Raw genomic sequence first — 14,592 nt, 5'->3', positions numbered from 1 at the left:
AGTTAGTTAACGTTCTTTTCTAAATAAGCAATAGCTTGACCTACAGTACTGATGTTTTCAGCTTGGTCATCAGGAATTGCAACGTTAAATTCTTTTTCGAACTCCATGATCAACTCAACTGTATCAAGTGAGTCTGCACCTAAATCATTCGTGAAAGAAGCTTCCGGTGTTACTTCGTTTTCATCTACACCTAACTTTTCTACGATAATTGCTTTTACTCGTGATGCGATATCTGACATGATTTTATAGTTTAATTGTTTAATAAATCTGTGCAAAGAAAAATAAATTTCCCCAAAAATCAAACTCTTTTGATTCTTAGCGAAAAATAAAGAACAATAATTTTCAGCTTTTCGGCCCTAAACGGCTCTAACAAACCTCTTTCAATATTAGTAAAAGAATTATCTTTTTGCAAATATATTCTAATTTAATACAAATATTACACATCGGCAACATAAAACTCTTTCATAAATTGTATTTTCGTAAACATAAACAATATCTTAACACCTTGAATAAAATAACATTCAAATTAGAAACTGATTTTGATCTTGAACTGGATTTTATTTTAATTGGCATCAGTTCTTCTCTTCGGGACTATAGACTTTGCCATTTCATAAACAAACATACTGGCCTTAAATTCATCTACGGCAAAGAAGATCCCTTAGATCACAATAATAATCTTAAAAATAAAAACCAAGAAGAATTGGATTATCACATTGTGTTTGAAAAATCAAAGAATAAAAAAGACAATATCCATCATTTTCCGACGTATAGATATTGTAACGACTCTTTCGAATATGAGTTTTATATTATGAATAATAAAAGTATTGAAAACGGTTTTTTGTTACCGGAAGCAGCTAATTTTGACTATTTCTTAATCGTAAAGCATTTCATCGACGAAGAGGATTTAGAAACGCTAATAGATAACCTAAAAAAAGTAAAAGACATATTGTTGGTAAAAGAAATTGACCCAATTACATTGAAATCTAAAGAAAATCTAATATTTTAGCGAATTATTTACAAAGTGTACAAACTACACATTGTAGTATAATAATTATAATATCAACCTAATTAATGATTCCTGAAAATTATTTCAGACACTTAATAAAGTTAAAGAAGAACAAAAGAATACTTACATGAAGAAGATTCAAAAACGAACGAAAATAGTAGCAACTCTGGGCCCAGCCTCTTCCAATAAGGAAGTGCTAACACGCATGATCGCAAAAGGCGTTGACGTGTGCCGTCTAAACTTTTCTCACGGCAGTCAAGAGGACCATCTAAAAGTCATCAATACGATCAATGAAATTAACGCTGAAAACCCTTTCAATGTCGGCATTTTAGCAGATTTACAAGGTCCTAAAATTCGAATTGGAAAAATGAAAGAAGGCGGGGCCATATTGATCAATGGGTCTACCGTAGAGATTACCACACATGAATTAATTGGCGACGAAAACCGCATATATATTACCTACGAAAATTTCCCTAACGATGTAAAGGAAGACGAAATCATATTATTGGATGATGGAAAGCTTCAATTACGTGTCATCAACACCAACCACTTGGATACAGTAAATTGTGAAGTGGTTCATGGTGGTGTCTTGACTTCAAGAAAGGGTGTAAATTTACCAAATACAAAGGTTTCTATCCCCTCGTTGACCGAAGAAGATTTGGACAATCTTAACTTTGCCTTGGATCACGGAGCAGATTGGATTGCAATGTCGTTTGTACGTTCTGCTGAAGACATCAAACAAGGTAAAGCAATCATCGCTGCGAAAGGAAGCCATGCGAAAATAATTGCTAAAATCGAAAAGCCAGAAGCCATTGAAAATATCGACGCCATTATCGAAGCTACAGACGCAATCATGGTAGCCCGCGGTGATCTAGGTGTTGAATTGCCGATGGAAGAAGTTCCAGGTCTTCAAAAGATCATTGTTCAAAAATGTCGCGATTTATCAAAACCGGTAATCATCGCAACACAGATGTTGGAAAGCATGATTACAACACCACGTCCTACCCGTGCAGAAGTAAACGATGTCGCGAATTCTGTTTTAGACGGCGCCGATGCTGTGATGTTGAGCGGAGAAACTTCAGTGGGTGAATTTCCTGAGATGGTAATTGAGACAATGGCTAAAATAATTACCCATGTAGAATCTACTTCTTATCCCTATTACAGCTCCAAGGAAGACACCTATATCGATATCACTAAAATTCCAGATGCAATCTGTAGCTCTTCAATTTTCTTAGCCGAAAAAACAAAGGCCTCTGCAATTGCTGTTATGACAACATCTGGCTATACAGCAATGGAAATTGCCAGTTACCGCCCAGATGCTAATATATATGTTTTCACGGGAAACAAAACCTTATTACGCCTATTAAGTTTAGTCTGGGGTGTTAATACATTTATTTATGAAAGATACGAAAGTACGGACGGCACCATTCAAGACGTAAATGGCTTACTTAGAGAGTACCAATTGGTAGACCCCGGTCAAATCGTAATTAATACCTCCTCTACGCCACTACACGAAAAAGGAAGAACAAACACGATTCGTGTATCCGAATTAAAATAAAAACTGATACTATATAACGGGAAAAGCGGGATACCACATGGCATTCCGCTTTTTCTATTTTCAGAATTAGCAACAATTCAAAGGTGCTTTTTTTATATAACTATTCCCATATATCCTATGAAGAATCATACAAGAGTTTTATGATTAAAGTACTCAAAAACTTAATCAACTATAAAATAAGCTGTTAAATAGTGTTAAATGCGCATAAACGGCTATTTTCATTACTATTTTTGTACGAAATGAAAGCCGGGTTCGCAAATGCATTTAATATTTTTTAGTACATTGAAGCCGTCATGGCGTATCGCATACTAACAGATAAGAACATCTTTGCGATACTTGCCTTGGAGATTTAGCTTCATTACCATTGAAAGGAAAATTGTATTCCAAATGAAAAAAAGAAGTATTGCATTAATAATATGGTTAATGTCGATCGCCTTATTAGGTGTCGTCGCTATGCAATATTATTTTATTCGAGAAACATACCAACAGAAGTCAAAATTATTTGATGAAGGAGTAATGGCCTCATTAAATGCTGTTTCTGGTCTTATAGAACGTAGAGAAATCTATCTTTTCACCCGAGAACAGCAAAAAATGAACCAGACAAAGTACTTGCAGGATCAAGAGAAACAACGAAAAAAGGAGCGTCTTCTAAGTGAACAATTAGATGTCCAAGAAAAAATAAAACTCCTCCAGCAAAAGCAAATCGAAATCGAAAATCGATTCCGGGATGCAGAACGTGAACTCAAAGATGAGTACGGGAACGCTGTAGAACTGGAAAATTCATTTTACGAAACGTATATTCGACGGCCAGCATATCAACGCTATGTGGATATCCAAATCAGCCAAGGGCCTAGTCGAGATGGAAATTTTATTAACAATGATGTGAGCATCGTAGCAACGGTAAACGTGCCAATTATTGCTGCAAAAGACGACAGTGTCCGATACGGGATACCCATCATAGACGGTACCACAGGAAAAGCAAAGCTCTATACGATCGTACTCCCTCCCAAATCCAGCGACAAAATCGCTTTCGAGCTCTATAATTATGAGCGAAAACTAAAAGAACTAAATCTACGGAAACTCGAAAGCGCATTTAGCTTAGAAGATTCGGTGGCTATCTTAGGCGGAAAGAATCCGGAGTTGGTAGAACAAGTAGCTATCGCCATGGAATTGGCAAAAAAACCACTTCGGGAACGTATTAACATTACTTCTGTGCAACGGCTGATCAAAGACGAACTGAATCGCCGCGATATCCATACACCGTTCAATATCGAAATTCGTGATAGACACAATAATAATCTAATCTTTAACATCCAGACTGCTGCCAATTTCAATTCGTCAGAAAAGATCACTCGCTACAGCACACCTCTCTTCCAAGGAGATGCAAATAATCAAACGCCGGGGCTCTTATCGGTATATTTTCCGAATAAAAAGTCTATTATAGCTGACAACATGAGTTACCTCATTTTGCCTACATTGGCTTTATTTGCATTGTTGATAGGATGTTTTGTGTATACATTAAGCATTATCTTCAAACAAAAGAAGATTTCAGAGATGAAAACCGATTTCATCAATAATATGACGCATGAATTCAAGACCCCAGTCGCTACAATAATGATCGCTAGCGAATCCTTGCGCGACCCCGAAATCTCATCCGATGAAAAACGAGTGAACAGATTGGCCAACATCATCTATGATGAGAATGTCCGCTTAGGATCACATATTGAACGGGTATTAAATATTGCGCGTTTAGAAAAAGAGAATTTAAAAATAGAACGTGTTGATGTTGAAGTAAACGATTTGGTGTCAGGCGTATTAGACAGTATGCAATTGCAACTTCAAAAAGCAAACGGCAGAATAAACATCGATTTATCTGCCGAAAAAGACACGGTAATTGGTGATGAATTGCATCTTTCTAATGTAATGTTTAACTTAGTTGACAATGCGATAAAATATAGCCTTGATGCTCCTGAGATAACGGTAAAAACGTATAACTCAAAGGGTAACATTATATTCACAGTGGCAGATAAAGGCATGGGAATGACCAAAGAACAACAAGAAAAAATATTTGATCAATTCTATAGAATACCAACTGGTAACATCCACAATGTCAAAGGATTTGGATTAGGTCTGAGTTATGTGAATGACATTATCAAGCGATTAGACGGGCGTATAGAGGTGAAAAGCGAGAAAGATAAGGGAACACAATTCGAGGTCACCCTTCCGCTGAAATCCAATTAATAGAGGTTACAAACTTAAAAACAATTGTTATGCAAAAGATATTATTAGCGGAAGACGATCCAAATCTAGGTGAATTATTAAAAGACTATCTAGAGCTTAAAGGCAAATATGATGTTGTATTGTGTCAAGATGGGGATCAAGCTTTGGAACAATTCCGAAAAGAACGTTTTGATCTCTGTATTTTTGATGTGATGATGCCTAAGAAAGACGGATTTTCGCTAGGAAAGGAGGTACGTAAGATGGACCAAACTATACCAATAATATTTGCTACGGCGAAGGGTATGATGGAGGACAAAACCCAAGCATTTGAACTAGGAGGAGATGATTACATCACCAAACCATTTCGTGTAGAAGAATTATTGCTACGCATACAAGCGTTATTAAAACGCGTCAGTAAAGATAAGGAAGAAGAATTAGCAGATAAATTTGAGATCGGAAATTACTTCTTCGACTATACCAGCCAAGTAGTTACTTACAAAGGCCAACAACAAAAGCTTTCTACAAAAGAAGCGGAATTATTACGCCTTCTGTGTTTAAAGAAAAACGACGTATTGACACGAGAAGAGGCTTTAGTGAAAATATGGCATGATGATAATTATTTTACCGGCAGAAGTATGGATGTTTTCTTGAGTAAGCTAAGAAAATACTTAAAAGAAGATCCTAATGTAGAAATTGTTAATGTTCATGGTAAAGGATATAAGCTACTTGTAAGCTAAATTAAAAGAATAAAGATGATGGGGAGCTAGGACAAACGACCGATTTGGGCGCGTGATAAAGCCAGTCTAATCTTGTCCTTTTGTTCTTTTATTTATTCTTTTTTTGTAATATCAATTCTTATTCCGATATTAGCTGCGCTTATAGAGAAAGGCAGAGGGACTAGACCCGTTGAAGCCTTAGCAACCTGTCTCTTGACAAGGTGCTACATTCTACTCCGAAAGGGGAAAGATAAGCTGAAGAAACTGATTCAAGTCTCCTTCTCTTACAGCAAAATTTTATACGTAAAAAATTAAAAAAGGGATAAGAGCATGTTAATTACCAACAACTTAGGTTACCCAAGGGTGGGACCGTTCCGCGAATTAAAAAAAGCCAATGAAGCATATTGGGCTAAAAAGATTTCTGCGGAAGAATTATTAGAAGCGGCTAAATCTATTCGCAAAAACAACTGGAAAACTCAAAAAGATGCCGGGATTGATTTAATTCCCTCGAACGACTTTTCTTTCTACGACCAAGTGCTTGACTTGTCATTGACTGTAGGCGCTATTCCAGCCCGTTACAGTTCACTATTAGACAAAATTGACCGTAAATATAACCTAGATTTATATTTTGCTATGGCTCGCGGTTTTCAAGAAGAAGGTGTTGATGTAACAGCAATGGAGATGACAAAGTGGTTTGATACCAACTACCATTACATTGTTCCTGAATTCACTAAAAATCAAGAATTTAAATTGACTTCCGAAAAATTCTTAAACGAATACAATGAAGCGAAGTCGCTGGGTATTGAAACAAAACCGGTACTAATTGGACCTATCACTTACCTTTTAGTTGGTAAAGAAAAAGAAGCCGATTTCAACCGTATAGATTTGATCGACAAATTAGTACCTGTTTATGAAGAAATTTTATCAAAATTAGCAGAGGCTGGCACGCAATACGTCCAAATTGACGAACCTTTCTTAGCATTGGATATCGACGACGCGACACGTGCATTGTACGGCAAAGTATTCGAAAAATTAGCTGCTGCTGCCAAAGGCATCAAGCTCATTGTGGCTACTTATTTTGAAGCTTTGGCTGACAACGAAGAAACAGCGCTGAACTTACCAATCCATGCGCTCCACCTAGACCTGGTACGCGGTGATCAGCAACTGAATACGGTATTAGCTAAAGTACCTGCTACATTAACACTTTCGTTGGGAGTAGTGGAAGGACGTAACATCTGGAAAAACGATTACGAAAAATCTTTGGCATTAATCAAACAAGCGGTAGACGCATTAGGAAAAGACCGTGTATGGATCGCACCTTCCTCTTCGTTATTACATGTTCCTTTTGACTTGGATAACGAGGACAATGAAGAATCACTTCCAAAAGATGTTAAAAACTGGTTAGCATTTGCTAAACAAAAACTTACAGAGGTTAAAGATCTAGCAATCTTAGCCGACGGAGAAGTCGACACCGAAACTGCTGAACGTTTTGAGGCTAACAAAGCGGCCGCTGAAAGCCGTCGTACCTCTCCTTTAATTCACAGACCTGAAGTAAAACAACGTACAGCGAACATCACAGATGACGATGCAAAACGCACATCTCCTTTCCCTCAACGTAAAGCTGCTCAGCAAGCAAAATTTAATTTACCGGCCTTTGCCACGACGACAATCGGTTCTTTCCCACAAACGAAGGATGTACGGAAATGGAGAGCTGACTTGAAAAAAGGAGCTATCTCTCAGGAACAGTATGACAAAGAGATCGCAGAAGAAACTGAAAGAACAATTCGTTTACAAGAACAGTTAGATATAGACGTGTTAGTCCATGGAGAATTCGAGCGTAATGACATGGTAGAGTACTTTGGCGAGCAATTAGCAGGGTACGCTTTCACGAAAAACGGATGGGTTCAATCTTACGGATCCCGCTGTGTAAAACCACCGGTTATTTATGGCGATGTATACCGTCCAGCAGACATGACTGTACGTTGGTCGTCGTATGCACAAACATTGACCGAACGTCCAGTAAAAGGAATGCTAACCGGTCCCGTAACCATTTTACAGTGGTCTTTCGTGCGTAACGATCAACCCCGTTCCACAACGACTTACCAAATTGCTTTAGCGATATTAGATGAAGTACAAGCGTTGGAAAAAGCGGGAATAAAAATTATCCAAATAGACGAACCAGCTATCCGTGAAGGCCTTCCATTACGTAAAGCGGATCAAAAAGACTACTTAAACTGGGCTGTACGCGCATTCCGTGTTTCTTCTTCTAATGTAGATGACGACACCCAGATTCACACACACATGTGTTATTCGGAGTTCAATGACATCATCGAAGATATTGCAGCAATGGATGCTGACGTCATCACGATCGAAACTTCACGTTCTCAAATGGAATTATTAGATGCGTTTGCCGCTGATTTCAAATATCCTAACGATATCGGTCCCGGAGTATATGATATCCATTCACCACGTGTACCTAGTACAGCAGAGATGGTCGAATTATTACGCAAAGCAAAAGCTGTAGTTCCTGCAGAACAACTTTGGGTGAACCCTGACTGCGGATTAAAAACACGTGCTTGGCCGGAAACTAAAGCTGCGCTAGAATCTATGGTTGAGGCGGCCAAAATCTTAAGAGCAGAATAAGACCCGAAAATTAGTGTTATTAAATAAACAAGCCCGAGGCCTAACAGCTTCGGGCTTTATTGTGTTTAATGTCATATTATTAACGTAAAGATTATTTTGCATTCTTTAAATCTCACCTTCCTATCCGCAACGTTATCAAATCCCAAACTTTCCATCTAATCCTAATATTTCACCTATCTAAAAAGAAACAAAAGTTCCGGTTATATGTTATTAGAGGAAAGAAAATAATTACTTATATGAGACATCAAACGATAATTCCCATTTCACTCGTAGCATTGACTTCCACATTACTTACCGGTTGTTCTGTTATTGAAGGCATCTTCAAAGCAGGTGTATGGACGGGTGTAATTGTTGTTGTACTGGTAGTCGCGCTGATTATCTGGTTAATTACTAAGATAATAGGTGGCAGAAATAAATAGCACAGAACCCCACTGGTTTAAAAAATTGTCATTAAAAAGATATTACCATCATAGTACATGACAGAGTTTAGCATAAATATTATGATATTTGCGTGCTAAACCCTATCATGTTATAATCATGTCAAAAAAAATATATTTTCCTTACAAGTCACAGTATCCGTGTATAGGCGATCTGAAAAAGAAAGCAAAAAAAAGGATACCAAAATTCGCCTTTGATTACCTTGAAGGAGGATGCAATGAAGAATTGAATTTGGCCCGAAATGAAAGTGATTTTGACGATATCCTACTAAAACCTCAATATCTACATGTAGCCGAAGATATTGATATGTCTGTTGAACTATTTGGCAGACGGTACAGTGCTCCATTCGGTATATCCCCTATCGGACTCCAAGGTTTGATGTGGCCAAATGCCCCTGAAATACTAGCAAAAGCTGCAGCAAAACATGATATCCCTTATACATTAAGCACTGTATCAACAAGCAGCATAGAGCGTATTGCGGAGGTTTCAGATGGTAAAGCCTGGTTTCAACTTTACCACCCAACGGAAAATAGATTACGGGATGATATATTAAAAAGGTTAAAGGATGTCGAATGTCCCGTTTTAGTCGTATTGGTCGACGTGCCTTCTTTTGGCTTACGGTACCGTGAAATAAAAAGTGGCTTATCCATGCCTCCGAAAATGAATATTTCTAATGTTTTACAGGCGATGATTCGCCCCACCTGGGGAATTAAAACCTTGCAACATGGTATCCCTTCCTTTGCCACACTAAAGCCGTACATGGAAAAAGGATTGGATTTAAGCCAACTGGGACAATTCATGAATAGGACTTTTACAGGAAAGGTCAATGTTGAAAAAGTAAAAGCTATTCGTGATATTTGGAAAGGGCCTCTAGTACTTAAAGGCATCACTACCGATGAAGATATGCAAGCCGCAATTGCGATTGGGGCAGATGGCGTAATTGTTTCTAATCACGGCGGCCGTCAGATTGATGCTGGAGAGTCTTCCATTCATTCACTTATTAAATTGGCAGGAAATCAAGCGTATAAAGAAAAGATCAAAATTATGCTGGATGGTGGAATTCGTTCGGGTGTAGATTTAGCGAGAGCACATGCTGTTGGATCAGATTTTAATTTTATGGGACGACCCTTTATGTATGGTGTAGGAGCTTTGGGCAATGAAGGTGGAGAAAATACAATTAATCTTTTCAAAGCACAGCTTTATCAGGTTATGCAACAATTATCCCTAGAAAATATAGCGCAGTTACCAACAAGATTAATAAAGTAATACACTTAAATTTTTCGGTCCTTATTCATATTACGAATAGGAACCGAAAAATCTTCAATTTCGTTTTTCAAACTATTACTACCTCTGAATTAAACGCTGTCTGTCGTGTTGTTGGATTCTCTTGTAAGTCAGTTAGACTCCTTTATTTTACTTCCAAAACAACAGGGCAATGATCTGAATGTACCGCATCAGATAGAATCCCTGCGTGCGAAATATGATGTAACAAAGCAGGGGAAGCCATATTATAATCAATACGCCAACCTAAGTTTTTCGCTCTAGACCCTGCACGATAGCTCCACCAAGTATAGTGATGTGGATCAGGGTTAAAATGTCTAAATGTATCAACGAATCCCGATTGGATAAAATTCTCCATCCACTCCCGCTCAGCAGGTAAAAATCCAGATGTGTTTGCATTGGATTTCGGATTATGAATATCAATAGCACGATGACAGATATTGAAATCACCTGAAATAATTAATTTAGGTTTTTCGAGTAGTAGTTTATCCGTATATACTTTAAAATCATCCAGAAAACGATACTTGAATTCCTGACGCACATCTCCGGTGGTACCGGAAGGAAAATACGTGCTCATTACAGAAATATCGTCAAAGTCAGCTCGAATTATTCTGCCTTCAAAATCGTAATCTTCATGACCACAACCATACTCAATGTGGTTAGGAGTTATCTTCGTAAATATAGCTGTTCCACTATATCCCTTTTTTTGAGCGGGGTACCAATAGTGCTCATAGCCCATTTGTTCAAGGTAAAGTATTTCAGGAACCTGATCTGCAGTCGCCTTTATCTCCTGCAAGCACACGACATCAGGATCTACTGTCTTCAACCAGCCTAACCAATCCTTTTTAAGCGCAGCACGTATTCCATTGACATTGTAGGTTACAATTTTCATTTACTGAACGTTATAATATTTAGATTTAAAGGAATCAAACAATTTCGTAAAGAAATCATCCTTTGCTTGCAATCCGTTATTTTCACGCTCTAAATTAATCGCCTCTCTTCGCGTCAATATGTGCATTGCCATTCGCTCGTTCTTTAATGGACGATCAAAAGGATCCGTTTCGACCACGGCTATCTTGTCCACGATTTCCACCCCTGTTAAAAGCTCTCCAAAAACCGTATAATTCCCATCCAAATGAGGAGTCCCTCCTACCGTCGAATACGCTTGACGTTGAATAGGTGACAATTTTTTACCCTGCATTCTAAATTGTTCCAAAGAATCTAGTCCAGCCTGTGAGTACTTACGTCCTTGGACGAAATAGAACTGCGAAGCGGAAGATTGCTTGGCAGGATTATTATCCCGCGCAGCACCGATCGTTCCTTTTTTATGAATTAATTCCGATTGGATTTCAGATGGAATTTTATACTCAAGACCTCCATTACCCAATTGCACGCGATCCGCAGCATATCTGGAGTCCGGATCTCCACCTTGTATCATAAAATTATGGATAACACGATGAAATAATAAAGAATCATAAAATCCTTCTTTTACCAACTTTACGAAATTGTCACGATGCTTGGGCGTTTCATTGTATAACCTCAAAATAGCACTACCTTGACTCGTAGAAACATTAACGTAATAATGCGTAGGCTTTTGCGCCTGCGTTACGATACAAAAAAGCAACAAAACGGCGGTGAATAACTTCTTCATCTATTAAATAATTTCTAACTCCTGAAAATAATCTATGATCAACGATTTCATGATCATTTCCTGTTCCAATAAGGTATAATTTGGAACAGGCTTTACCAACTCCCAGTGCGGCCAACCATCCTCATCCAGTCCTTTAAGCTCATAAAAGCCCATAGCACTAAACAACCGACAAGTTGCGATATGCATGAGCTCTTCCTTCTCGCGCTTCGAAAACTTCTTAGGGCCTTGTCCCAATTCTTGCACACCAATCAGAAAAAGCATTACTTTCATATCGGGCAGTTCCATATCAAAGTTTTCGGCGATCACACCGCGCAACTCTTCCCACTTCCTATTTACTTCTGCTATCTTCATATAATAATCCAAAAGTAAAAATTATCTTTGATGAACACGGCAAGCAGTACATAAAAAATGTGGCTTCCCAAAGAAAGCCACATACTAACAATATAAACTATCTATGAAAACTAATACTCAATCGGCACATTAAACTCTACTCGGCTGCCTCTTTCTGGCACACCTGTTACCCGTACAATATTACGTTTAGTATTACCCAATGCAGTCTCTACATCATCTACATTATTTACAGGTTTGCCATTAATTTCAGTAATAACTAAGCCACTCTCTACACCAAAATATTCGAATACCCCTCCACGATGTATCTGTGTTACCACAACACCCGAACTAATTCCCAATTCTTTCTTACGGGCATCGGTAGCCGGAATAAAGCTGGCACCTAACTTATTATAGATTTCCGTCGCGCTAGCGCTGCTACCCTCTTCTTCGGCTTTAGCCTTCGCTTCTTCACCCTTCAAGGTAATGGTAGCTTCTCTTTCTTTACCCTCACGTTTGTAAGAAATTTTCACTTTGTCGCCAGGACGTAATCTTGCTACACGCTCCTGCAAATCTGATGAAGAATAAATTATGTTGCCGTCAATTTTAGTAATAATATCGCCTTTTTTAATACCGGCCGCTTCTGCTCCACCCCCTTTTACCGCATCAAAAACATAAAGACCTAAAATATCAGTGAGACCAAATTCCTTCTTCTGTTCTACGGTAAGCTCTGAAATTTCTCTAAAACTTACACCCACATATCCACGCTTCACACTACCGAATTCTCTAAAATCGTCTAAGATCTTTTTCGCCAAATTGATAGGAATAGCAAAACCATATCCTGCATATACACCGGTCGGCGACGCAATAGCCGAATTGATACCGATCAACTCTCCTTTTGCGTTTACCAAGGCTCCCCCACTATTCCCTTTATTAATTACTGCGTCAGTCTGGATAAAGGACTCTATCGCTGTATTTACAATCTGTTCTTCTTGTTGACCTTGGCCCTGACCGTACCCGTAGCCTCTTGGTTGTTGTTGCTGTGACTCGCCTAAAATTCCTATCTGACGACCTTTCGCACTTACAATACCAGCTGTTACGGTAGACTGTAAACTCAATGGATACCCTACTGCCAGTACCCATTCACCAATCTGCACATTGTCCGAATTCCCTAATTTCACCAAAGGCAACCCTGTCGCATTCACTTTGATAAGCGCCAAATCGGTATTAGGATCTTTACCAATTACTTTTGCTTCAAATGTACGTTTGTCAGTAAGTTGCACCTCAATTATATCCGCATCTTCTACAACGTGATTATTCGTTACGATATAGCCATCCGGCGAAATGATTACACCCGATCCGGAAGCCTGCTGTGGCTGACGCGGTTGCGCACGTCTTTGCTGTGGCATGCCAAAAAACTCTTCAAACATATCGAAAGGCGAACCACCACCACCACGCTGAGATCCGCGACTTGTCATCGTGACTTTAATATGCACAACTCCCGGAGACACAGCCGCAGCTGCTTGTGTAAAATCTAAATTCCCGGTTGAAGACACCATATCCTCTATGGGACTGGCATTATTCGCATAGTAGACCTTCTGTCTTTCTTCAAAAGACATATTATCTAGTTGCTTATTTTCAAACAATTTATACCCCCCTACTGCTACAGCTCCTCCTAAGACAGCTGTTAATAATGTGATTCCTATTTTCTTCATATTTATTTGCTGTAATATCTTAACTTTGTTAAAAATTTATGTTACTTTATTCTAGTTGTGTATGTTCAAATGTAATACCATTAAGCGCCTTCATGCAAGTTTTGTCAGTTAAAATTTGTTAACAAAACGACTCGTTTCTTTAATTTAACAAGATTTAACATACTTTAAAAGAATTGTAACAAGAATATTAATTTTATGGTGGATTTTCAAATTAAACATAAAAAAATAAAGTTTTTTAAATATCAAGGAGCAGGGAATGACTTCATCTTGATTGACAATAGAAAAGGCCTTTTTGACCGTGAAAACGAAATATTAGTCCGTGATCTATGTGAAAGAAGGTTTGGAATCGGTGCAGACGGGTTGATGCTACTTCAAGATACGGAAAATTACGATTTTGAAATGGTATATTATAATGCGGATGGGCGCGAGGGTACCATGTGCGGTAATGGCGGTCGGTGCATCGTCGCTTTTGCCAGAGATCTTGGTCTTATCCAAAACAAAACTGTCTTTTTGGCAGTAGATGGTGAACATATAGCCGATATTGATGGCACACAAGTAAATCTGGGTATGATAAATGTCGCGCAAGTCGCCCGCGATTCTGATGCTTATGTTCTTAACACGGGCTCGCCACACTATGTTAAAATAGTCGAAGATTTAAAAACGTTCCCTGTTTATGACCAAGGATCTGCTATCCGAAATAACGACACCTATCGTATGGAGGGTATCAATGTAAATTTTGTTGAAAAAGAAGAGCATGGTTATTTCCTGCGCACCTTCGAAAGAGGCGTGGAAGATGAAACCTATGCCTGCGGAACCGGAGCTACCGCCACGGCTATGGCAATTGCAATACACGAGAATAGGGAGGGCGACATAGCGTTTCCGATACGCGTAATGGGGGGACAGTTGTACATTTCTTTTCACAAAGAAGGTGATACATTCACGAGTGTATTCCTTAAAGGACCAGCTACTTTTGTTTTCGACGGCGAAATTTAGTCCATTTTATTTGAAGACTTCCCCTCCTAAACGTGAATTTATCT

General features: G+C 38.5%; 13 protein-coding genes and 1 riboswitch. Of the genes, 8 read left to right on the top strand and 5 right to left on the bottom strand.

All coding sequences use genetic code 11. The features are described 5' to 3' along the window. Positions 1 to 2 precede the first annotated feature (2 nt). Positions 3 to 239, bottom strand: a complete 237-nt coding sequence (locus C4F40_RS12365; RefSeq protein ID WP_079643602.1) for an acyl carrier protein — start codon at positions 237 to 239, stop codon at positions 3 to 5. A 266-nt stretch (positions 240 to 505) separates the two neighbouring features. On the opposite strand from C4F40_RS12365, the gene C4F40_RS12360 reads away from it, so the two are divergent. From C4F40_RS12360 to C4F40_RS12330, 7 genes are all read left to right on the top strand, one after another. Then, a complete protein-coding gene (locus C4F40_RS12360) occupies positions 506 to 1,006 on the top strand; it encodes an IPExxxVDY family protein (protein WP_196939707.1) in 501 nt (166 codons plus the stop codon). A gap of 127 nt (positions 1,007 to 1,133) precedes the next feature. Continuing rightward, the gene (gene pyk / locus C4F40_RS12355) at positions 1,134 to 2,564 is read left to right on the top strand and encodes a pyruvate kinase (RefSeq protein WP_196939706.1); all 1,431 of its coding nucleotides are present in this window, start codon (positions 1,134 to 1,136) and stop codon (positions 2,562 to 2,564) included. Positions 2,565 to 2,951: 387 nt separating this feature from the next. Continuing rightward, entirely contained in the window at positions 2,952 to 4,805 is a 1,854-nt protein-coding gene (locus C4F40_RS12350) for a sensor histidine kinase (RefSeq protein WP_196939705.1), read from the top strand. A gap of 29 nt (positions 4,806 to 4,834) precedes the next feature. Then, the gene (locus C4F40_RS12345) at positions 4,835 to 5,521 is read left to right on the top strand and encodes a response regulator transcription factor (RefSeq protein ID WP_196939704.1); all 687 of its coding nucleotides are present in this window, start codon (positions 4,835 to 4,837) and stop codon (positions 5,519 to 5,521) included. A 136-nt stretch (positions 5,522 to 5,657) separates the two neighbouring features. Then, positions 5,658 to 5,757: riboswitch (SAM riboswitch) on the top strand. Positions 5,758 to 5,830: 73 nt separating this feature from the next. Beyond that, positions 5,831 to 8,143 (top strand): 5-methyltetrahydropteroyltriglutamate--homocysteine S-methyltransferase, encoded by a 2,313-nt coding sequence (gene metE / locus C4F40_RS12340; protein WP_196939703.1) that lies wholly within the window; start codon positions 5,831 to 5,833, stop codon positions 8,141 to 8,143. A gap of 236 nt (positions 8,144 to 8,379) precedes the next feature. Beyond that, on the top strand, positions 8,380 to 8,562 hold the full coding sequence (locus C4F40_RS12335) for a hypothetical protein (protein ID WP_196939702.1): 183 nt from the start codon (positions 8,380 to 8,382) through the stop codon (positions 8,560 to 8,562). A 118-nt stretch (positions 8,563 to 8,680) separates the two neighbouring features. Beyond that, positions 8,681 to 9,847 (top strand): alpha-hydroxy acid oxidase, encoded by a 1,167-nt coding sequence (locus tag C4F40_RS12330; RefSeq protein ID WP_196939701.1) that lies wholly within the window; start codon positions 8,681 to 8,683, stop codon positions 9,845 to 9,847. Between the two features lie 142 nt (positions 9,848 to 9,989). Here C4F40_RS12330 and C4F40_RS12325 read toward each other — a convergent pair whose 3' ends face one another. The 4 genes from C4F40_RS12325 to C4F40_RS12310 form a co-directional block, all read right to left on the bottom strand. Continuing rightward, positions 9,990 to 10,754 (bottom strand): exodeoxyribonuclease III, encoded by a 765-nt coding sequence (locus C4F40_RS12325; RefSeq protein WP_196939700.1) that lies wholly within the window; start codon positions 10,752 to 10,754, stop codon positions 9,990 to 9,992. Further along, complete coding sequence (locus C4F40_RS12320; protein WP_196939699.1) at positions 10,755 to 11,513, bottom strand: peptidylprolyl isomerase; 759 nt, start codon at positions 11,511 to 11,513, stop codon at positions 10,755 to 10,757. A gap of 3 nt (positions 11,514 to 11,516) precedes the next feature. Continuing rightward, positions 11,517 to 11,864, bottom strand: coding sequence for a hypothetical protein (locus C4F40_RS12315; protein WP_136819146.1), 348 nt, complete (start codon positions 11,862 to 11,864; stop codon positions 11,517 to 11,519). A 110-nt stretch (positions 11,865 to 11,974) separates the two neighbouring features. Then, positions 11,975 to 13,555 carry a trypsin-like peptidase domain-containing protein gene (locus tag C4F40_RS12310; RefSeq protein WP_196939698.1) on the bottom strand — a complete coding sequence of 527 codons (1,581 nt, stop codon included), beginning with the start codon at positions 13,553 to 13,555 and terminating at the stop codon, positions 11,975 to 11,977. A 195-nt stretch (positions 13,556 to 13,750) separates the two neighbouring features. Here C4F40_RS12310 and dapF point away from each other — a divergent pair, with 195 nt between their 5' ends. Beyond that, the gene (dapF, locus tag C4F40_RS12305; RefSeq protein ID WP_196939697.1) at positions 13,751 to 14,548 is read left to right on the top strand and encodes a diaminopimelate epimerase; all 798 of its coding nucleotides are present in this window, start codon (positions 13,751 to 13,753) and stop codon (positions 14,546 to 14,548) included. The last annotated feature ends 44 nt before the right edge of the window (positions 14,549 to 14,592 follow it).

Source organism: Sphingobacterium pedocola (genome assembly GCF_015209965.1).
Lineage (GTDB): Bacteria > Bacteroidota > Bacteroidia > Sphingobacteriales > Sphingobacteriaceae > Sphingobacterium > Sphingobacterium pedocola.
This window is presented reverse-complemented; position numbering and strand designations above follow the sequence as displayed.

Coding starts and splice junctions, on each gene's coding strand:
- C4F40_RS12365 (WP_079643602.1), bottom strand. CDS start 239: ATGTCAGATATCGCATCACGAGTAAAAGCAATTATCGTAGAAAAGTTA.
- pyk (WP_196939706.1), top strand. CDS start 1,134: ATGAAGAAGATTCAAAAACGAACGAAAATAGTAGCAACTCTGGGCCCA.
- C4F40_RS12350 (WP_196939705.1), top strand. CDS start 2,952: ATGAAAAAAAGAAGTATTGCATTAATAATATGGTTAATGTCGATCGCC.
- C4F40_RS12345 (WP_196939704.1), top strand. CDS start 4,835: ATGCAAAAGATATTATTAGCGGAAGACGATCCAAATCTAGGTGAATTA.
- metE (WP_196939703.1), top strand. CDS start 5,831: ATGTTAATTACCAACAACTTAGGTTACCCAAGGGTGGGACCGTTCCGC.
- C4F40_RS12335 (WP_196939702.1), top strand. CDS start 8,380: ATGAGACATCAAACGATAATTCCCATTTCACTCGTAGCATTGACTTCC.
- C4F40_RS12330 (WP_196939701.1), top strand. CDS start 8,681: ATGTCAAAAAAAATATATTTTCCTTACAAGTCACAGTATCCGTGTATA.
- C4F40_RS12325 (WP_196939700.1), bottom strand. CDS start 10,754: ATGAAAATTGTAACCTACAATGTCAATGGAATACGTGCTGCGCTTAAA.
- C4F40_RS12320 (WP_196939699.1), bottom strand. CDS start 11,513: ATGAAGAAGTTATTCACCGCCGTTTTGTTGCTTTTTTGTATCGTAACG.
- C4F40_RS12315 (WP_136819146.1), bottom strand. CDS start 11,864: ATGAAGATAGCAGAAGTAAATAGGAAGTGGGAAGAGTTGCGCGGTGTG.
- C4F40_RS12310 (WP_196939698.1), bottom strand. CDS start 13,555: ATGAAGAAAATAGGAATCACATTATTAACAGCTGTCTTAGGAGGAGCT.
- dapF (WP_196939697.1), top strand. CDS start 13,751: ATGGTGGATTTTCAAATTAAACATAAAAAAATAAAGTTTTTTAAATAT.